The sequence below is a fragment of the Bacillus sp. FSL R5-0512 genome (genome assembly GCF_038593295.1).
Lineage (GTDB): Bacteria > Bacillota > Bacilli > Bacillales > Bacillaceae > Bacillus > Bacillus safensis.
In genome coordinates this window covers 983,172-1,002,623 of sequence record NZ_CP151982.1, presented here as the reverse complement: position 1 = coordinate 1,002,623, position 19,452 = coordinate 983,172, and the positions used below count along the sequence as shown (strand labels likewise).

Genomic DNA, 19,452 nt, shown 5'->3' with positions numbered 1-19,452 from the left:
AAAATATATCGCTTCAGGTTCGAGATGTCTAATTTCAAATGAAAAATCCTTCCTCTATAAAGAGAAAGGATTCATGAATTAAGCTTCGTCCTGTTTCATTTTTCTTACGTTCCAAGCAAAGTATGCTGTTGTTGCCGCCATCATGATGATCGCAACTGTTCCAAGGATCGCTGCTTGGTGCCATAAATAGCTGTCATCACCGCTTGCAATGATCGTTCTAAATCCGTTGATTGTATACGTCATTGGAAGCAGACTATGAATGACTTGGAAGAATTTCGGCACAAGTTCAAGCGGGAATGTACCAGCACTTGCTGCGAGCTGAAGAACCAAGATAATAACGGCAATGAAGCGTCCTGGGTTCCCCATAGTTGTCGCCAGCAGCTGAATGATCGCTAAGAATGTCAGACTGACGATAATCGCAAAGAGATAGAAGCGCCAGAGGCTTTCCACCTCAAGACCAAGCCCAAAGATGAGCATGGAGCTTGCAATGACTGCTTGCAGGATACCGACAAAGAGGAGTACGCTATATTTGCTGAAAAACCATTCAAACGCGTTTCTAGGGCGTCCAGCAGGGTCTTTCATTGGGAATACAACGGTGAGCATGAGAGCCCCTACAAAGAGTCCCATCGATAAAATATAAGGTGTGAGCCCTGTACCATAATTATCGATCTTTTTCGCTGTATCATTTTCTGTTTTCACGGGACTCGCAATCATATTGTAATTGTCTTGACCCGCATCAATTTCTCCTGTTTCATCAGCGGCACTTTTTAATTTATCGGACAGCTTACCTGTACCGCTCTTTAAATCTCCCAATCCTTTATCGAGTGATTTTGAGCCTTCAGCAAGCTTAGATGTGTTGCTTTGGATATTCGTTGAACCACTTTCCAGCTTATTTAACGCTGCACTCAGCTGGCTTGAACCATTCGCAAGCTTATCTGCACCGCTTTTCGCTGTATTCAGCTTTCCATTTGCTGTTTGCAGACCATCTTGTAATTGGCCTTGACCTGTTTGAAGCTTAAGTGCACCTTGATACAATTTATTCGTTCCAGATGTCATTTGATCAATCGCACTTTGTATCGCGACTGTAGATGTGTACAGCTGTTCCGTTTTCTTTGGCAGCTGTTTGACTTGCTGCAGCTGAGCTTTTGCAGAAGCAACCGCAGATTGAACCTCACTTGCATCAGGCAGTTCCTGCAAGGCCGCTAAGCTTTGTTCAAGTCCAGACAGATCTGGCAGTTCGATTTTAGGCAGACTGTCAAGCTGATCCATTGCCGCCTTTTTCTCTTCATCTGTCATTGAGCTGTTTTGGATGATGCTTTTTACTTTAGCATCTCGATTCGATAGCGCTTCTTTTAATGAAGCAAGTTTTGTACTAAACGTTTTTGCGTCTTTTTTCACCTGATCGAGTTTAGGCGCCATCTTTTCAAGATTCGCTAATTCTGGTGACGACAAGACTTTTTCTACTGCTTCAATTTTTTCTGAAAAAGATTGTGCTTTGTTGTTTAGCTGCTCAATACCCGCTGTGAATTGCGGCATTTTAGAAGCGAGCTGCTGATGACCTTCACGGCTTGTGTTTAACCCTTCAGTCAATGTATCAATTCCTGTACCAAGCTCTCCAAATTTCTGATCGATGGTTTGATAGCCTGTTAAGAGCTGGCCAAGTCCGCTGTCAAGAGATTGTATCCCTGTGTTCAGTTCACCCATTTTACCAGCAAACTGATGAACACCTTCGCTATAGGTTAATGTTCCTTCAGCCAATTTTGCTAAATTGTCCTTTAACTTGTTACTGCCATCTTTTGCACTTTTTGTTCCGTCATCAATTTTCTTCGCACCATCGCTTGCTTGATCTAAGCCTTTTGCAATCGTTTTGAAGTTATCAAAAATGACCTCTGCGTAATTTTTTGTGACTTCCTTTGAAACCGAATCTTTTAATTTGATAATGGCATTATTCGCAATTTGTGACGCCGCATAGTTGGCGCCTGGATTCGTATAATATTTCAGATTCGATTTTTTTGGATGTTTATCAAGGACTGTACTTGCATTTTTCGAGAAATCCTTTGGTATTTCCACGACGAGATAATAATCCTCATTATTTAATCCCTTCACTGCCTTTTCTTCACTATCGACAAAGTTCCATTTGAAATTATCGTTTTTCTTTAATTCCTTCACTAAATCATCGCCGACATGCAGTGTCTTCCCGTCATAATGACTGCCTTCATCCAAGTTGACAACCGCTACAGGCAACTGATCGACTGTACCATATGGATCCCAGTACGCTTTTAAAAATACACCGCTGTAAATCAGCGGAATAAATAAGACAGCTAAAATCGGGATCAGTAGTTTTTTGCTCGTCACAATGTCTTTCCATTGATTCCGAATTAAATTCATTGCTGTTTTCCTCCCATAGATGAATGACTAAATTTAGAATTTGGTCATTTGAACTTAAAAAAAATTATGGTGCTACTAAAAGTCCTTTGAGAACATAAAGTTCCAGCGACTCGGCCACCTCTTCTTTTGTTAAAGGCTCGTATCGCTTTTCCCAATCAAAAATAAGTGCAATATATAGTTTCACCATCACAAATGCAGTCAATTCAGGATCACATGGCTTAATGTCGCCTTTATCAATCGCTTCTTTTACTTTCGTTTTGATATAGCGAATGATCATTTGCTCCATCTTCTCAATCATTTCCTTGACCGCTGACGTGCCAAGCTCCGCACTTTCCTGAAAGATTTTGATTGTGAGCTGGTGGTTTTTTCGAAATTCCAATATTGCAAAGAGTGCTAAGTGAAGGTTTTCAGAGAAACTTTTTTCCTCATCCATTGCTTCATCCGCAATTTTCCTCATCTCCATTAAAAGGGATGTGAAAATTTCGTCGAACAGCTCTTCTTTGTTTTTGAAAAAGGTATAAATGGTTCCTTTTCCGACGTTGGCAAGCTTCGCCACGAGGTCCATTGTGGTGGCTTTATACCCGAATTGAGTAAATGCCTTCGTAGCCCCGTCTAAAATCATTTGTCTCCTATCAACACTCATGATCTCACTCCCAAAATGACTATTTGAACGTTTTGGTCATTAAGTACAGAAAGTAATATACCACACCCTTTTCCCCGGATGCAACAACTTTGTTCACATTTATGATTCCCAACTCTTTTCGATTGATTCGAACATGAAAAACTCCCTTTCCATGACAGAAAAGGGAGTTGTTTTTTTATGAAAATAGGTAAGATAAAGCTTCTGAAATAGCAGCTTTTCCTTGATCAATACAATCAGGGATTCCGACACCTTCAAAAGCAGCACCTGTGATATAAACACCAGGATATGATTGCTTAAACGTTTCTCGCATGTTCGAAATAGCTTTTTGATGACCGACGTGATATTGCGGCATGCTCGTCTTCCAGCGAGTCACTGTCGTCAGTTCTGGATCTGCTTTAATATCCATGATTTTTTTCAAATCCTCCAGCACGATGCTGACGATTTGATGGTCTGACTGCTCGACAATTGATTCGTCGCCAGCTTTCCCTACATAGGCACGCAATAGCGTTTTTCCTTTAGGAGCTGTATGCGGCCATTTTTTGTTCGTCCACGTACAGGCTGTAATAGAGAAATCACTGTTTCTTGAGATGACAAAACCAGTACCGTCATATTCATTATGAACATCCTCTTCTTTAAAACCGAGTGCCACCGTTGCAACAGAAGTTGATGTCATATCATGCAAGTACTCAAGCCCTGCTTCTTTTGGAAACATGGAATAGATCGATTGATGCGGAGTTGTCACAATGGCTGAATCAGCAAAAAGCGTTTGACCGCTGTCTAACTGCACACCGTAGCCCCCATCTGTTTTTTCAATCTGCTGCACTTTTGTCCCTTTATAAATCGTTGTCAGCTTGAGCTTGCTTTCTACTGCTTCAACAAGCGCTTGCAGTCCTTGATTGATCGTTTGGAACTGCCCTTGTCTTTTCGCTGTCACTTGCTGCGCTTTCGCATGCTGCTGTGATTTTTTCATCCCAAGAATCAAACTGCGATGCTTTTGTTCTGTTTGATAAAACTGCGGGAAGGTAGACATTAAGCTGAGACGGTCAATGTCACCTGCATAAATGCCTGATAGAAGAGGTTCGATTAAATTCTCAACTACTTCATCACCGACACGTCTTCTAAAAAATTCACCGAGCGACTGATCTTCTGTTTGCTTGCTTTTTGGCAAGACGAAATCCATTGCGGCTCTCGCTTTTCCTGCAACTGAAAAAAGACCGGTTGTGATGAATGGGCTGATTTGAGTTGGAATACCCATGACAGCGCCTTTTGGCATCGGGTGAAGAGTTTCATTGACTAGTACATATGCCTGCCCTGTTTCATTATTGACGAGCTGATCTGCGAGACCCACATCCTTCGCCAGCTGCGGTCCACTGACCTTTCTTTCTAAAAATGAATCAGGTCCACGTTCAATGATGTAGCCGTCTTTATATAATGTTTGTATTTTTCCACCTAGCCTAGGGCTCGCTTCAATAAGAGATATTTGAATGGGAAGACCTTTTTCTTCGACTTCCTTTTCCAAATAGAAGGCGGCGGCTAAACCAGTGATGCCACCGCCAATGATGACAAGGTGTTTTTGATTGTCATGCATAGGATCGCCTTCTTTTATATAATTACTTGCTTTCGTCAAGCTTCTTTAATACGACAGTTGCGAGAGCATCAATAAATGCTGGTTTCGCATTTGGCATTTCTGGACGATAGTAGGCTGCACCGATTTCATCTGTCACGACTTTACATTCATAATCGTTGTCGTATAACACTTCAAGATGGTCAGCGACAAATCCAACAGGCACATATACGAACGTTTTATAGCCTTTTTGTTCGAATAGGTCACGTGTTAAGTCTTGAACGTCTGGTCCAAGCCATGGATCAGGCGTGTTGCCTTCACTTTGCCAGCCAATTTCATAATGTTCAATTCCTGCACCTTCTGCAATCATTTTGGCAGATTGTGCGAGCTGATCAGGATATGGATCTCCTGCTGCAATAATCTTTTCAGGAAGGCTGTGTGCAGACACAATGAGTACGGCTGATTCTCTTTCCTCTTCACTCATCGATGCATACGTATCCTTCACTTGTTTCACCCAATAGTCCACAAACTTCGGCTCATCGTACCAGCTTTCCACAGACGTAATCTTCAGATTGCCAAGCTTGTCTGCCTCATCTTGTGCACGCTTGTTATACGATTTCACGCTAAAGGTTGAAAAATGCGGCGCAAGAACAATACTCACTGCTTCTGTGATGCCGTCCTTGTGCATCTCTGCAACTGCATCCTCAATGAACGGCTCAATATGCTTTAAGCCAATGTAGACATGAAATTCAATGTCGTCTTGGATGTCGTTCAAATGATCACACAAACCATTTGCCTGCTGTTCGGTAATTTTTGATAAAGGAGAAATACCGCCGATTGCCTTGTAGCGATCCTTCAAATCTTGCAGCATCTCTGGCTCCGGCTTTCTGCCTCTGCGGATATGTGTATAATAACGCTCAATATCTTCTTCTTTATATGGGGTGCCATATGCCATGACAAGAAGTCCCATTTTCTTTTTCTCCACAACCAACACTCCTTCAGATCATTTGAAATAGTTTAGATGGATGATTTTTTATGTTTCGCTGAATAATCGTGAATAAAATCTGTCAGCTTCTTTAACGTATCTGGTGAAACATCTGGAAATACCCCATGACCTAAGTTAAAGATAAAGTGATCTGATTTCATTCCTTGATCTAAAATATCTTTTGCTCTCTCTTCAATGACTTCCCAAGGAGCAAGTAAAATGGTTGGATCAAGGTTCCCCTGTAACGTTTTTGTGAGCCCTTCTTTTCTTGCTTCGTCTACACTCATACGCCAATCCAGTCCAACCACATCAAGCGGCAGGTCATGCCAGTCTTTCGCTAAATGGCTTGCACCAACTCCATACATGATCATTGGGACGTTTTCAGACTTCAGCTCTGTGAAAATTCGCTGCATGACAGGCTTAATGAATGTCCGGTAATCTGCTGCATTTAAAGCACCAACCCATGAATCGAAAATTTGAAATGCACTGACCCCGGCTTTTACCTGCGCGCGTATGTACGTAATCGTCATATCAGCTAACTTGTTCATAAGCAGCATCCACGCCTCAGGATCACTGTACATCAGTGCCTTTGTTTTATGATAATTTTTAGATGGGCCGCCTTCAATCATATAGCTTGCCATCGTAAATGGTGCGCCAGCAAAACCGATAAGCGGAACATTCAGCTGCTCCTTCGTTAAAAGCTGAATGGTATCAAGCACATATGGCAGGTCTTCTTCAGGATGAAGTTCCCCAAGACGTTCGATATCTGCTTTAGATCGAATCGGTGCATCAATCACAGGTCCAATTCCATTTTTAATTTCTACGTGCACTCCAATAGCCGGAAGCGGGGTCATAATATCTTTATATAAAATAGCGGCATCTACACCATATTGTTCTACAGGAAGTCTTGTTACATAAGCACATAGCTCTGGCTGATGCGTAATTTCAAATAGCCCGTATTTTTCTTTAAGGGCACGATATTCAGGCTGTGAGCGTCCTGCCTGTCTCATATACCAAACTGGTACATGGTCTGTTTTTTCCCCTTTACACGCCTTTAAGAACGTGTCATTAAAAACCTTCGTTTTTCCCATTACCTTTCATTCCACCTTTCGCCTTATACTCTCTTTTTGTACAAGGCTCAAACCTGCTTTTACTATACCGTTTTTTCAAGGCACGGTATACTAAAGCGGCTCAATGTTCAAAAAATCGCCGAATATTAACGTCCAAAAGCCTCTGGCTTGACATATGGACTGCCTTCGCCTTCTTCTTGCGTTTGGGTATTATATGGAACAACCTTATACTCTGCATTTGAAAATACATTGGCATACGGCATTGTATAGCTGCCCACGCCTGTCACTGTGTCGATCAGCGTCTCGCTTCCATTTCTCTTTTCATAAATGCGGTATTCAACGCGTTTATCCTCTTGATTGTCCCAAGACAGCTCTAATGTAAACAATCCTTTGATTTTAAACGCATAGCGGGCTTCAAATCCTGATAGTCCCTCTAAATGGATAGGCGACTCGAGCTCTTTTATCCCCTCTGGTTTTTCAAACGTTTCATTGGTGATTTGAGCTGCTGTTAAAATATCTTTAAACAGCTGCACCGGGAATTGACTGCCGCCGGTTAAATAGTGACTGTTATCGGTTTTGTCATACCCCATCCAAATCGCACCCGTTGTACTAGGCGTATAGCCGGCAAACCAAGCATCCTTTGTTGCACCTTTCACACCTGAATATGTGGTCGTACCTGTCTTACCTGCTAAATCTCCAGCGTATGAACCGCTCTGGGCTGTCCCGCCTTTGACGACTTGCTGAAGCATTCTTGTCATATTCCAAGCATTCTGCACGCTAAACACTCGTTCTTGCTTACCACGATTCTTTTCTACAGTTTCTCCTTCATCATTGGTGATTTTCTGAATGAAGAAAGGCTTTTTATATACGCCTTCATTTGCAAATGTATGGAAGGCTCCAGCGATCTGTAATGGAGAAACTCCTTTTTCTAAACCGCCAAGCGCCATGGCTAGTCCTTTATCCGAGATATCTATCCCCATTTTCTCAAGATATGATTTCGACGTGTCAATGCCCAGCTTGCTTAACGTCCACACAGCAGCGGTATTTTTACTTTTCATGAGGGCATCCACCATTGTGACCCTTCCTTCATACTGCCCATCGTAATTTTTTGGTGAATAGCCGTCATAGCTTTTTTCTTTGTCTTCAAGCAGTGAATAAGGTCTGAATTTTTTCTCCTGCATTGCCGGGCCGTAGACTGCGATCGCCTTAAAAACAGATCCCGGCTGCCTAACAGCCGTCACCCTGTTATAGCCTCTCGCCTGATATTCTCGTCCTCCAATGGCTGCTTTCACTCCACCAGACTCGTTATCAATAAATACGGCGCTGCTTTCCGGAGAACCGCTTTTTCCCGGGAAATAACGGTTGTTCTTCATCGCATCATATGCGGTTTTTTGCAGATTCATATCAATCGGAACTGTAATGGTATAGCCGCCTTGAAGCAATTGTTCATGTGAAATGGCATACTCTGACTCTGCTTCTTTAATGATGAGATCAACATAGCTGTCCACCCAAGGCGTTTCTGATTTCTTTTTCAAATGAATGCCTAGTGTTCTCCCTTTTGCTTCTACTGTTTCTGTTGAAGACAAATATCCTTGTTCGTTCATTAAATTCAGGATGGTGTCCCGCCTTTGTTTATTTTTATCAGGGTGTAAAACAGGCGAGTAAGAAGATGGTGCCTTTGGCATCGCAGCGAGTGTGGCACCTTCGCTGACCGTTAAATCTTTGACATCCTTACTAAAGTAATAATTGGCTGCTGCCTGAATACCATAAACACCATGGCCAAAGTATAGCTGATTCAAATACATCTCAAGCAGCTTATCCTTTGAATAATCTCTTTCTAAGTTAATGGCAATAATGACTTCTTTTGTTTTTCGAAGAAAGGTTTTGTCATTTGTGAGAAAAATATTTTTTGCGAGCTGCTGGGTGATTGTACTGCCGCCCTCTACCTTCCCTCCTGCTAATATATCTCGATAAACAGCCCTTGAAATAGACTGTGCATCAATGCCGTGATGCTCATAAAAACGCTTGTCCTCAACAGCCACAAAAGCTTTTGCTACTTTATCAGGCACCTCTTTTAATGACACAGGATCCCGATTTTCTGAATACATGCTTGTGAGTTCTTTTCCATTCTGATCAATGATTTTGGAGGAAGCGTGAAAAACAAGCTTCTTTTCATCTATGACATAATGTCCTAAAAATAAAATCGTCAGATAGCCAATAAATGAGAGTACGATTGTACTTCCTGCAATGACTAATGGAATGATTATCTTCTTTTTCTTCAAATTAGGTCACCTCATTCCTTTATACGGATAGTATGGGATGTATTGCTTCATAATATGTTTTATGGATTGACTGCCAAAGAATTATATATCATTCTTTTGTTATACTATCAAGCAGGAGGCGGTTTAGATGAATTTCTATATTACATATGGAACAGCAGATTTTTTGCATAAAATCGCAAAGAAACACCATCTGGAAAATCTGCTTTATATGGTCGGAAAAGAACAAGCAGCTCTTTTTCATGAAACGGAGGGTGAGACTGTATTTAAAGCCCCTCATGCCTATGATGTGATTTATGCGAAAGGCGTGCTTGTCCAATCTGGTTTCGTCACCTTGAATCATATCCCTGTTAAGCTTGAAAGCAGAGCACTGTTTGAATCCACCTTTCAGAAAAAGACGAACATCTCAGAACATCAGCGCGGCTTCCAGGCTATTCGCGTTTTAAGACCGCAAAAAGATGAAGAAGTTTATTTGATTTTGACACTTTGGGAATCAGAGGACTTATTTCAAGACTTTCAAGAATCAGAAGCATTCTTTCAGCCACACGAGGATACAGGCTCCATTTTCTCTCGTCCAGCTTACCTCACATCCTATCATGCCGTCACAGACAATTAAGGAAGTGCTGCTCTCAGCACTTCTTTTTTTCATCAAAAAAAGCCCAGTCGATGGGCTCTTCATTTTATGAGCTTGATTTCAGCTCGTACCGATGAATGATCGGCTGAAGCACATAGAAATTCAGCAATATCCAACCTAATAAGACCGGCCACTTCAACATAGGTGAAGCACCTTTCAATTGAATCAGCAGCACCAATAGTGGAATCAAGCAGATCATGAAAAAACTCATTTTTGAGACAAATGTTTCTTTGATTTGATGCCGGCAGCTTGGACACATCATCATTTTCGTATGTGATAAATGAAATTTTTCGACGAAAGAAAATGTTTTTGAACAATTTGGACAGCTTCCCAACGCTACTCCTCCCTTTCCCTGCTTCATATCAACTTCGACTTTTATGTAAAATGACCTTTTGATACTGACCACGAAATCCTCTTCTGTTGAAAGATTCTAATAATTACCATACAATCAGTAAAAGAGCATGAAGGAGGTTTTCGATTCAATGACAATATCCACTTTACAAAAAAGCATCAATGAACGTCTTGATGAACATTATGAGGAAATGGTTGAAATTAGACGCCATCTCCATATGAATCCTGAACTTTCTTTTCAGGAAGAAGAAACAGCCGCTTTCATCGCCAGCTACTATGATACATTACAAATACCTACGCGCACCAAGGTGGGCGGTCATGGCGTACTCGCTTTTATTGAAGGAGCTTCTCCGGGACCAACCATTGCCCTCAGAGCTGATTTTGATGCACTTCCCATCCACGATGAAAAAGATGTACCTTACAAATCAACAAAGCCTGGTGTGATGCATGCGTGCGGTCACGATGGGCATACTGCGACACTTCTTGTATTAGCTAAAATTTTGCATACGCATCGTGATCAATTAAAAGGGAAGATCGTCCTCATTCATCAGCATGCGGAGGAATATGCTCCCGGCGGTGCAAATGATTGAAGACGGCTGTTTAGACGGTGTCGATGTGATATTCGGTACGCACCTTTGGTCTTCAGAGCCTTGTGGCACGATTCTTTATAAAAGCGGGAACTTTATGGCAGCGGCCGATCGTTTCTCCATTCAAATCCAAGGGAAAGGCGGACACGGCGCTCAGCCTCATTTAACAAAAGATGCCGTACTCATCGGTTCACAAATCGTCGCAAACCTGCAGCAAGTCGTTGCACGTAAAGTCAATCCGATTGATTCTGCTGTTGTATCTGTTGGAGGTTTTGTAGCAGAGAATGCCTTTAACGTTATTGCAGATTCAGCTGTTTTAACTGGTACTGCACGATCCTTTGAAGAAAGTGCACGGCATATTATCGAACGAGAAATTGAACAGGTGGTAAAAGGGGTATGCCAGATGCATGATGCTGCCTACACATATGAGTACGTCAGAGGATACCCTGCTGTCAAAAACCATCCAAAGCCGACTGAATATATTGCTGGCATCGCAAACCAGACAGAAGGTGTCACAGAAGTAAAAGAAGCGGAAACCCAAATGGGCGGAGAAGACTTTGCTTACTACCTTCAGCATGTCCCTGGTACCTTCTTCTACACAGGCGCCATGCCCGAAAACAGCCAGGACGTGTATCCACATCATCATCCAAAGTTTGATATCAACGAAAAAGCAATGCCTATCGCAGCAAAGGTACTCGCGAACGCCGTTCTTTCCTACAATGAATAAAAAAAGCCGCTGTCCTCAGCGGCTTTTCTATTTCATTTCTTTCAATATTCGCAAGTGAAACACATGGCGTGCGACCTCTCCGAGCTGTCCTGTCAGCTGATGATTTGCCACCCCGCCAACAGCGGCTCCGACGACCGGCATTAATTGAAACAGCTTTACAAGATCAATGTAATCTCGATACTCCTGCTGAAAGCTGTACCAATCCATTTCCTCGCGGCTCGTTTCCCAATCATCTATGATCTTCATCATTTTTTGACGATGGGTACTGCTGGAAAAGGCGAGCTGAAATATACAGAGCAAAAAGAGTCTTTCCTCCTTTTGAGATAAATCAAAGCCATAAATACACGCCAGCTCATAAAGGCATTTCATCTTTATGCTTAACAGCAGCGGAAAGTCTGCCATTCCGAGGAATAAACCGCCTGCACCTGTTCCAACCCCTTCGATAGCAGCCGCCTTTTGGTAATACTTCACTTTATCCTTTGCCAGTTCATTTCGTTCTACAATAGATAATTGTTCATCAATCACTGAAAATGAAGTAAAGTGTGATCCTGATACGGTGGATTCAACCATTGTTTTGACTGCACTTGTGATGACTTGATGAAACCTGGCAGGAATTCGGCGGTTCACATGCTGCTGAACTCCTTTTGAAAACCGTTCGATCTTTGAAGGTTTTCTTAAAAAACGTGTTTGAAAAAGAATGGCTTCTTCATACAACTCTCGTTCAGCTGCATTCATCCGTTCCCTCCTTGGTGTCATCATACGCTCGCTGTAATCTCCACTTATCTCATCTTTTTTAACCTGCTTTGTACGTAAGGCTTAAAGAGGACAAGCACAAATGCTAAAGAAATGAGAAAGGCAAGTCCGCTTCCCTGCCAGCCTCCCGCTGGAAGTACCGCACAGCTCAGCAAGATTGATTGGATGATGAGCACATTACGGACGAGAACAAAAAAGCTTCGATCCTTTTCTTTTTGAGAAACTGGATAAAGTGCCTGTAATGAAAGATGAGCAAAGTGCTTCGTTAACGGCACAAGCTGTACACCTGTGATAAATACTGTGAACAAGACAAGTAACGCACCCACCCAGCCTGCTGCACCTGTATACAAAATAATCAGGACAAACACGGCCGTTAATCTAAACACCAGACCAAAATAATCATTTGAGCGTACAAACGCCCTCACATACATATAAGAAAAAGTTTTACGCTGATCGTAAGGAACAAACTTCAAAATCCAGTCCATATATGCTCTTCTTTTCACCTGTTTCTTTAAGTGAGGCACATCTGTAAATAAGTTTGCCAAACGATAAAAGCGCTGCTTCCGTTTTAATTCATCAGAAATATGCATTTCCCATTGAAAGGGCTGTTTTTTGACTGTATTTGTTAAGTAGACGAGATATACACCATAGATAAGATAAAAAACGATTGCAATCGCATAGGCTGCCTGTAAGACGGTGTAGATCAACATCACATTTAATAGAAAACGAAGAGCTGCATCGAGCCATCTCACGTGTTTTCCTTGAAAATATGTGATTCTCCATTGAATGGCTGTATTCAGGCCCTTTATCAAGATCATTTGTGCCAATATCAGCACATATCCCGTGATGCCTCCTGAAGACACTGCCGAATAAAGCGGAAGTGCGACAATGGATACAGCAATGAGAGGAAACAGCTGAGAAATGAAGCTAAAGTTAAACGCTTGTTTTAGGTAAGGCTCCATCTTCCCTTCCAAAGGAAGCAAAAACACGAGATCGGCTTCTTTAATCAACGTACGTACGTATGAGCTTGTGAATACCAATGAGAAAACAACTGCCATCACCCAGTAGGATGGGAAGTGAGCCGGAATATGTTTAAGCCAGCTGCTGTACCAGCTTGCGCCGCCTGCAAGGAAAAAAATGAGCACAATGACCAGATGATCGTTGAACATGTATTTTAAGTATTTTCTTGTTTCTTGTACGTGTTCCTCTAGTCTTGATTTCCAAATGGTTTGTGTTGTTTTACTCATAGCTTTCTTCCTTTGTTAATTCCAAATAAAGATCATCGAGTGTCGCATCTCTCATATTGAACTGTTCTCTCAGCTCTGCCAGCGTTCCTTTCGCTCTGATTTCCCCTTCGTGCAAAATAATAAAGGAATCACAATAGCGTTCAGCTGTCGCCAAAATATGCGTTGACATCAGGACACTAGCGCCATTTTTCTTCGCAGCATTCATCCGTTCAAGCAGTGCATTGATCGCAAGAGGATCAAGCCCTAAAAACGGTTCATCGATGATATACAGCTCTGGTTCCACAAGGAATGCACACATAATCATGACCTTCTGCTTCATTCCTTTTGAAAAATGAGCAGGGAACCATTTCAGCCGTTTCTCCATTCGAAATTCTTTCAGCAATGATGGCAGGCGTTCGTCTAATTGTTCCTTTGATAGACCGTAAGCCATCGCTGTCAGCTCTAAATGTTCTTTTAACGTTAATTCTTCATATAAAACAGGTGTTTCAGGAATAAATGTAAATTGTGAACGATACGCCTCTTGGTCGTCTTGAAGAGTTCGTCCATTCAATTCAATGACACCTTTATGCGGTTTCATGAGCCCGATAATATGGCGGATGGTTGTACTTTTCCCCGCCCCGTTTAAGCCAATGAGACCGACGATTTGATTTCTTTCTAATTCAAATGAAATATTTTTTAGAACGGGATTCTTCGTATATCCACCCGTTACATCTTTTACAGTGAGAAGGGACATGAATTCGTTCCTTTCTTTCTTTTTTCCTTTATAGTAACAAAAACGAATGATAATTTGAAATGTTTACCTATAGACGAGTCATGAATAAAAAATAGGCGCTTTGGTCATCATAATGTATGTAGAAGAAATGAACTTGATGACCAATAAGTAAATGAGGTGTTTGTTAAAGGCAAAGAACCGCATGACAAGTTGGTTTTTCATCTAAAAACCTTAGCTTCTGTTTTGCTTCACTGATTCTTGATTTTTGTGTCCTATACAATATGTATACGACAAACCAAAACGTCAAATGAGGTGTTTACGGCAGAAATAGCAGGCATATGAATTCTTTATTTCAGTAAATAGAGAATTCAAAAGGCATTCGAATGAAAGCATCAGCATTTCTTCTGCAGGAGCAGGATGAGCGACCAAAGGAGTTCGCTTGTCCTGTTTTCTTTTTTGCTTCTTTTTGTGATACGATAAAGGAAAAATAATGAGGAGTGACATGGCGTGAGCGACTGCATTTTTTGCAAGATCATTGATGGAGACATTCCATGTGCAAAAGTATATGAAGACGAGCATGTATTGGCTTTTCTTGATATCAGCCAAGTAACAAAAGGACATACCCTTGTAATCCCGAAAATACATAAAGAAAACATCTATGAGATGACACCAGAAGTGTCTAACCACTACTTCCAAGCGATTCCGAAAATTGCAAGGGCGATCAAACAGGAATTTGAACCTATCGGGTTAAACCTCCTGAACAACAACGGTGAAAAAGCCGGACAATCGGTATTCCATTACCATATGCACATCATTCCGCGCTACGGAAAAGGTGATGGCTTTGGTGCCGTATGGAAATCACATCAAGATCAATACACGTCAGAGGATTTAAAAGACATTTCTTCTGCCATCCACACGCGGCTTACCTCATCTTAACAGATGAGGTTTTTCTTATTTTCACCCCTTTTCATCGCTTCCGCCTTTTAATAGTAAGATATTTTGAACGATTCAATTTTTTTGTCCAAATGCTTCAAATTTGTGATAGGATGGTTTTATCTTTTGATCCATTAACGCGAGAAATAGGGAGAGATTGTGATGAAGCGAACGACGAATTTTAATGCTGGTCCGGCGGCATTGCCGCTAGAAGTGCTTCAAAAAGCACAGGAAGAACTTGTTGATTTTAAACAAACTGGGATGTCTGTGATGGAGCTTTCTCATCGCAGCGGTGAATATGAAGCAGTCCACAATAAAGCAAAAGCGCTTTTAGTGGAACTGATGGACATTCCAGAAGATTATGAAGTCCTCTTTTTACAAGGCGGAGCTAGTCTTCAATTTGCGATGATTCCAATGAACTTCTTACATGAAGGCGAAACAGCTCATTTCATTCAAACAGGCGCTTGGTCAGAAAAAGCATTGTCAGAAGCAAAAGGGTTTGGGCAGACATCTGTGCTTGCTTCAAGTGAAGATGACAACTACTCGTATATTCCAGAAGTAGATGCATCCGGTTTAACAGATGGCGCTTACTTGCATATCACATCGAACAATACGATCTTCGGCACTCAGTGGAAAACGTTCCCAAACACGTCACTCCCGCTCATTGCGGATATGTCCAGTGATATTCTCAGCAAAAAAATAGACGTTTCTTCATTTGATCTCATCTATGCCGGGGCACAAAAAAACCTAGGGCCTTCAGGTATCACGATTGTGATTGCGCGCAAACGTTTATTAGAGAAAGAGAAAAGCAGCACGCCAAAAATATTAAAATATTCAACACACGCAAAAGCCAATTCTCTTTATCATACACCACCGACTTTTGCGATTTATATGCTGTCACTTGTCCTTGAGCATGTCAAACATGCTGGCGGTGTAGAAGCAGCGGAAAAACGCAATGAACAAAAAGCAGGCATTCTCTATGATACCATTGATCAAAGCGGCGGTTTTTATCAAGGACATGCGCGTGCTGACAGCCGTTCTCATATGAACGTCACCTTTACTCTTCGTGATGATGCACTTACTTCTTCCTTTGTGGAAAAAGCAAAGCAAGAGCAAATGGTTGGACTTGCCGGCCACCGTTCTGTCGGCGGATGCAGAGCATCTATTTACAATGCGGTCTCAATAGAAGACTGCCAAAAGCTTGCGGACTTTATGAAAAAGTTCCAGCAAGAAAATGAGTAAAAAGGCTTTTCTATAGGGAAATAAATTTGTTATAATAACGAGAAATATAAAGTCATGACTCTTGCAATAAATGATGAGCCATATTATTGGAGAGTCCTATAAGAGCTTAGCAGAGGAGAGCATAGAAATGAAAACAAAAGAATTAGTGATTATGTCATTGCTTGCAGCAATGGGAGCTGTTTTGCATACGATTTTCCCGCCCATCTTTTTCGGAATGAAACCTGATATGATGCTGGTCATGATGTTTTTAAGCATCATCCTTTTCCCAAAGGTTCAGCATGTTGTCGTGATTGCGCTAGTGACTGGCGTGATTTCTGCATTAACAACGGGATTCCCAGGCGGACAAATTCCGAATATGATTGATAAACCAGTGACAGCCTTTATCTTCCTAGCCCTTTTCTTATCTTGCTTGAAGATAAAGAACAAAGTGGTGCTGACCGCTGTGTTAACTGCGATTGGAACCATCGTATCCGGTGTGATTTTCCTATCTGCCGCTTTACTGATCACTGGACTGCCAGCTGCATTACCGGCACTTCTTGTGGGCGTGGTCCTGCCAGCAGCCGTGATTAATACCATTGCTATGGTATTTGTCTTCCCAATTGCTCAGTCCATTTTAAGACGTGCAAGAATGATAGAAGTTGCTTAACGAATAACCGAACCTCTTCATGATAGATGAAGAGGTTTTTTTCATGCTTTTATAAAAGAAAAAGGGTCAGCAGCAAAATGAGGAGTGAAATCCCTGCACCAGCCGCACACACAAGTGCTTTTTGCTTTAATACATGTTTTGGCGGATAAGACCCTGCATACCCAAGCTGTCTTGCATAATGAATAGAACCACCTGTAAAAACGATGACGATACACATAAAAACGAACAGAAAGACAGACAACCTTCTCCCCTCCCTTTTCTTCAAAAGTATGCTAAAATAAAGCAAGCTATGTATGGAAGTTCAATGAAGCTGATCGTCAGCTCAGAGAGAACATGCGAATGTGTAAAATTTGACTAGAGGTGATTTGAATGGCTAGTGGACGTTCTTTATTAACAGGATTATTTGTAGGCGGTCTCCTCGGAGGTGCGGCAGTGCTCCTGACGACTCCCTCTTCTGGCAGAGATGTGCGTGGAAAAGTGAAAGACGGCTATGACAAATTCGAAGATACGCTGACAAAATTAAAAAGAGACGGACAAGCTTTAAAAGAGCAAATTGTGGAAACAGCAAAAGAAAGCGCAGAGGTGATTAAAGAAGTCGGGTCTGAATTGCAAACATCGATTCAGCAATGGCGCGAAGAAATCAAACCTCATCAGCAGGACTTACAAAAGGAAATTCAGGAAATTGAAGAAAAGCTCAAACAACTGGAGAAAACCTTACAAAACTAATATACTCACAAAAAAATATTCGTTTACAAAAGTGTGCGGGGTGCGTATCCCGCACTTTTTTTGTTGAAAAAAGGTTATTTTGACAATGTTTTTCATGACTTTTAAAAATTCTTGAATTTTCAGCTTTATTAATCTTTATTTTATTGGCATAATAGAATTACAAGAAAAAGAGAAGTAGGTGAAATGGATGAATCATTCGGAACAGCCTTTCGATGTAAAAGAAGCACTTTTATTCAGTCAAAGAATGGCCCAATTGAGCAAAGCTCTTTGGAAATCCATTGAAAAGGACTGGCAGCAGTGGATCAAACCGTATAACCTAAATATCAATGAACATCATATTTTGTGGATTGCGTATCAATTAAAAGGAGCTTCAATATCAGAAATTGCAAAGTTTGGCGTCATGCATGTATCAACGGCGTTTAACTTCTCCAAGAAACTGGAGGAACGAGGATTTTTAAAATTTTCTAAAAAGTTAAACGATAAACGCAATACGTATATTGAGCTAACGCCAAAAGGCGAAGAGACATTCCATAAACTACTCGAAGATTATGACCCGGCACGAACTGGTATTGTCAAAGGCGCACAGCCGCTTCATGACATTTACGGAAAGTTCCCTGAGATTTTAGAAATGATGTGTATTATCCGAAACATTTATGGTGAGGATTTCATGGAGATTTTTGAGAAATCGTTTTCAAACATTGAGAAGGACTTTTTGAATGAGCGAGGAAAAGTCACAAAAAAGACTGAGGAACTTGAAAACTCAGCTGAGGCAGCAGAAAAAGCGGCTAAAACAAATCAAATTGTTTAATGATCTTTTTAAATTCATTCATTAGCGGCTGAAACAGCCCCTGATCATGCAAAGCAAATATCGTCTCATGAACATCCAGCTTTTCAATTAACTGTCCCGCAAAGAGCGCAAGGAGATCGTCAAACATGACGTAGCCTTGTGCTTTTTGCTTATCCATTTCCTCTGAAAGCTCAGCACAAATACGCTCAATTTCCTCTGCCTCTTCTTTCGATACACGCTGCCTGATCAATAACGCATAATATGGATAACGGCTCATATCGGCTGCCGTCAATAAAAGTTCCATGTAATATTCAAGCTGGCTCATTCGTTCCTCAATACTCATGTACGTTCCCTCTTTCTCTTAGTCCTTCTATTTTAGCCGAAATTACTCATTGACGAAAGAGACGAACCTCCCCCTTCTGTTCTTTTTTCTTGAAAAATCCAAAGTTTCCTCTCTTTATTCCATATGAAGGCACCATTTTATTTTTTTTCATCAAAACCATTGATTTTTATCCTCAGGAAGAGTAAATTATCTTGAGATATTCAATTCGATTTTTAGATTGGAAGGATGAAAAATGAATTGTTGGAAGACCATTAATCTTGAAAAGGATTATGGTTATACGAGAATGATGATTTCAGCCATAAGTCTTGCTATCCTTTTTTTCATTATGGCATTTTTATGTTTTCAACTGACTCATCCTGAAACGCGGCTAAGCAGCCATAACGCACCGCTTTTTGCCGTGCTCTTACTTGTGACATTGCTTGTCCACCGTGTGGTTCACTTGATCCCAGTGATGAAAAATAAGAAAAAAATGACGCTATTGATGAAACGAAATTGCTGGCAGCGCGTGCCTAAGAAAGTGATGCTTTTTTCACTTCTCAGCCCGTTTTGTGTCATCTCACCGGTTTACTTTTTGTTAGGCGTGGCGTTTCCTATGTACGCACACTATTTTATCATCATCGCAAGTATACATGCAGGCTATTGTTTGCCTGACTTTTTATTTGCATGGAAGCTGCTCAAAGCACCTAAATCCTGCATCATCGATCAAGCTCAAGACGAGTTTGATATTTTAGTTGACCAAACTTCCTCATCATGAGGTTTTTAAAGCCAACTTCTATCTTTTTCATAAAAAATTTGGTAATGTAGTATGGGAATAGCATAGAGAGGGGGGATCTCC

The 19,452-nt window shown here is 41.3% G+C and carries 19 protein-coding genes and 1 pseudogene; 8 read left to right on the top strand and 12 right to left on the bottom strand.

Features of this window, described 5'->3' with window-relative positions; translation table 11 throughout:
* Window positions 1–78: 78 nt before the first annotated feature.
* From NSQ25_RS05025 to NSQ25_RS05000, 6 genes are all read right to left on the bottom strand, one after another.
* Entirely contained in the window at window positions 79–2,388 is a 2,310-nt protein-coding gene (locus NSQ25_RS05025) for a YhgE/Pip domain-containing protein (RefSeq protein WP_326136622.1), read from the bottom strand.
* A gap of 64 nt (window positions 2,389–2,452) precedes the next feature.
* On the bottom strand, window positions 2,453–3,031 hold the full coding sequence (locus NSQ25_RS05020; RefSeq protein ID WP_169510857.1) for a TetR/AcrR family transcriptional regulator: 579 nt from the start codon (window positions 3,029–3,031) through the stop codon (window positions 2,453–2,455).
* A 175-nt stretch (window positions 3,032–3,206) separates the two neighbouring features.
* Window positions 3,207–4,619, bottom strand: coding sequence for a protoporphyrinogen oxidase (gene hemY, locus NSQ25_RS05015; protein ID WP_041117028.1), 1,413 nt, complete (start codon window positions 4,617–4,619; stop codon window positions 3,207–3,209).
* A 22-nt stretch (window positions 4,620–4,641) separates the two neighbouring features.
* Window positions 4,642–5,580: a ferrochelatase gene (hemH, locus tag NSQ25_RS05010; RefSeq protein ID WP_024426557.1), complete on the bottom strand. Its 939-nt coding sequence runs from the start codon at window positions 5,578–5,580 to the stop codon at window positions 4,642–4,644.
* Between the two features lie 32 nt (window positions 5,581–5,612).
* Complete coding sequence (gene hemE / locus NSQ25_RS05005) at window positions 5,613–6,671, bottom strand: uroporphyrinogen decarboxylase (RefSeq protein ID WP_326136623.1); 1,059 nt, start codon at window positions 6,669–6,671, stop codon at window positions 5,613–5,615.
* A 125-nt stretch (window positions 6,672–6,796) separates the two neighbouring features.
* Window positions 6,797–8,932, bottom strand: coding sequence for a PBP1A family penicillin-binding protein (locus tag NSQ25_RS05000; RefSeq protein WP_326136624.1), 2,136 nt, complete (start codon window positions 8,930–8,932; stop codon window positions 6,797–6,799).
* A gap of 127 nt (window positions 8,933–9,059) precedes the next feature.
* Here NSQ25_RS05000 and NSQ25_RS04995 point away from each other — a divergent pair, with 127 nt between their 5' ends.
* A complete protein-coding gene (locus NSQ25_RS04995) occupies window positions 9,060–9,545 on the top strand; it encodes an antibiotic biosynthesis monooxygenase (RefSeq protein ID WP_326136625.1) in 486 nt (161 codons plus the stop codon).
* A 64-nt stretch (window positions 9,546–9,609) separates the two neighbouring features.
* On the opposite strand, the gene NSQ25_RS04990 is transcribed toward NSQ25_RS04995, so the two are convergent.
* Window positions 9,610–9,762 carry a hypothetical protein gene (locus tag NSQ25_RS04990; protein WP_224426392.1) on the bottom strand — a complete coding sequence of 51 codons (153 nt, stop codon included), beginning with the start codon at window positions 9,760–9,762 and terminating at the stop codon, window positions 9,610–9,612.
* A 283-nt stretch (window positions 9,763–10,045) separates the two neighbouring features.
* Between NSQ25_RS04990 and NSQ25_RS04985 the strand changes: the two are divergent.
* Window positions 10,046–11,228, top strand: a pseudogene (locus tag NSQ25_RS04985) (M20 family metallopeptidase).
* Between the two features lie 27 nt (window positions 11,229–11,255).
* Here the strand turns inward: NSQ25_RS04985 and NSQ25_RS04980 are convergent.
* The 3 genes from NSQ25_RS04980 to NSQ25_RS04970 are packed head-to-tail and all read right to left on the bottom strand — an operon-like array spanning window position 11,256 to window position 13,961.
* Window positions 11,256–11,963 (bottom strand): EcsC family protein, encoded by a 708-nt coding sequence (locus tag NSQ25_RS04980; RefSeq protein ID WP_326136627.1) that lies wholly within the window; start codon window positions 11,961–11,963, stop codon window positions 11,256–11,258.
* Window positions 11,964–12,007: 44 nt separating this feature from the next.
* A complete protein-coding gene (locus NSQ25_RS04975) occupies window positions 12,008–13,228 on the bottom strand; it encodes an ABC transporter permease (protein WP_326136628.1) in 1,221 nt (406 codons plus the stop codon).
* Window positions 13,221–13,961, bottom strand: a complete 741-nt coding sequence (locus tag NSQ25_RS04970) for an ABC transporter ATP-binding protein (protein ID WP_046310435.1) — start codon at window positions 13,959–13,961, stop codon at window positions 13,221–13,223. Before NSQ25_RS04970 ends, NSQ25_RS04975 begins: the two co-directional genes overlap by 8 nt.
* A gap of 486 nt (window positions 13,962–14,447) precedes the next feature.
* On the opposite strand from NSQ25_RS04970, the gene NSQ25_RS04965 reads away from it, so the two are divergent.
* The 3 genes from NSQ25_RS04965 (at window position 14,448) to NSQ25_RS04955 (ending at window position 16,761) form a co-directional block, all read left to right on the top strand.
* A complete protein-coding gene (locus NSQ25_RS04965; RefSeq protein WP_024425457.1) occupies window positions 14,448–14,876 on the top strand; it encodes an HIT family protein in 429 nt (142 codons plus the stop codon).
* Window positions 14,877–15,035: 159 nt separating this feature from the next.
* A complete protein-coding gene (gene serC / locus NSQ25_RS04960; RefSeq protein WP_034282206.1) occupies window positions 15,036–16,115 on the top strand; it encodes a 3-phosphoserine/phosphohydroxythreonine transaminase in 1,080 nt (359 codons plus the stop codon).
* 127 nt (window positions 16,116–16,242) lie between these two features.
* Complete coding sequence (locus NSQ25_RS04955; protein WP_024425455.1) at window positions 16,243–16,761, top strand: tryptophan transporter; 519 nt, start codon at window positions 16,243–16,245, stop codon at window positions 16,759–16,761.
* A gap of 49 nt (window positions 16,762–16,810) precedes the next feature.
* On the opposite strand, the gene NSQ25_RS04950 is transcribed toward NSQ25_RS04955, so the two are convergent.
* Window positions 16,811–17,002 (bottom strand): hypothetical protein, encoded by a 192-nt coding sequence (locus NSQ25_RS04950; protein WP_024425454.1) that lies wholly within the window; start codon window positions 17,000–17,002, stop codon window positions 16,811–16,813.
* A gap of 128 nt (window positions 17,003–17,130) precedes the next feature.
* Here NSQ25_RS04950 and NSQ25_RS04945 point away from each other — a divergent pair, with 128 nt between their 5' ends.
* Window positions 17,131–17,487, top strand: coding sequence for a YtxH domain-containing protein (locus NSQ25_RS04945; RefSeq protein ID WP_024425453.1), 357 nt, complete (start codon window positions 17,131–17,133; stop codon window positions 17,485–17,487).
* 187 nt (window positions 17,488–17,674) lie between these two features.
* Window positions 17,675–18,295, top strand: coding sequence for an HTH-type transcriptional regulator Hpr (locus NSQ25_RS04940; protein ID WP_034282207.1), 621 nt, complete (start codon window positions 17,675–17,677; stop codon window positions 18,293–18,295).
* Here NSQ25_RS04940 and NSQ25_RS04935 read toward each other — a convergent pair.
* Window positions 18,273–18,617, bottom strand: coding sequence for a YhaI family protein (locus NSQ25_RS04935; RefSeq protein ID WP_326136629.1), 345 nt, complete (start codon window positions 18,615–18,617; stop codon window positions 18,273–18,275). The two genes, NSQ25_RS04940 and NSQ25_RS04935, sit on opposite strands and share 23 nt — an antisense overlap.
* A 232-nt stretch (window positions 18,618–18,849) precedes the next feature.
* Between NSQ25_RS04935 and NSQ25_RS04930 the strand changes: the two genes are divergently transcribed.
* Window positions 18,850–19,371: a DUF3267 domain-containing protein gene (locus tag NSQ25_RS04930; RefSeq protein WP_034282208.1), complete on the top strand. Its 522-nt coding sequence runs from the start codon at window positions 18,850–18,852 to the stop codon at window positions 19,369–19,371.
* The last annotated feature ends 81 nt before the right edge of the window (window positions 19,372–19,452 follow it).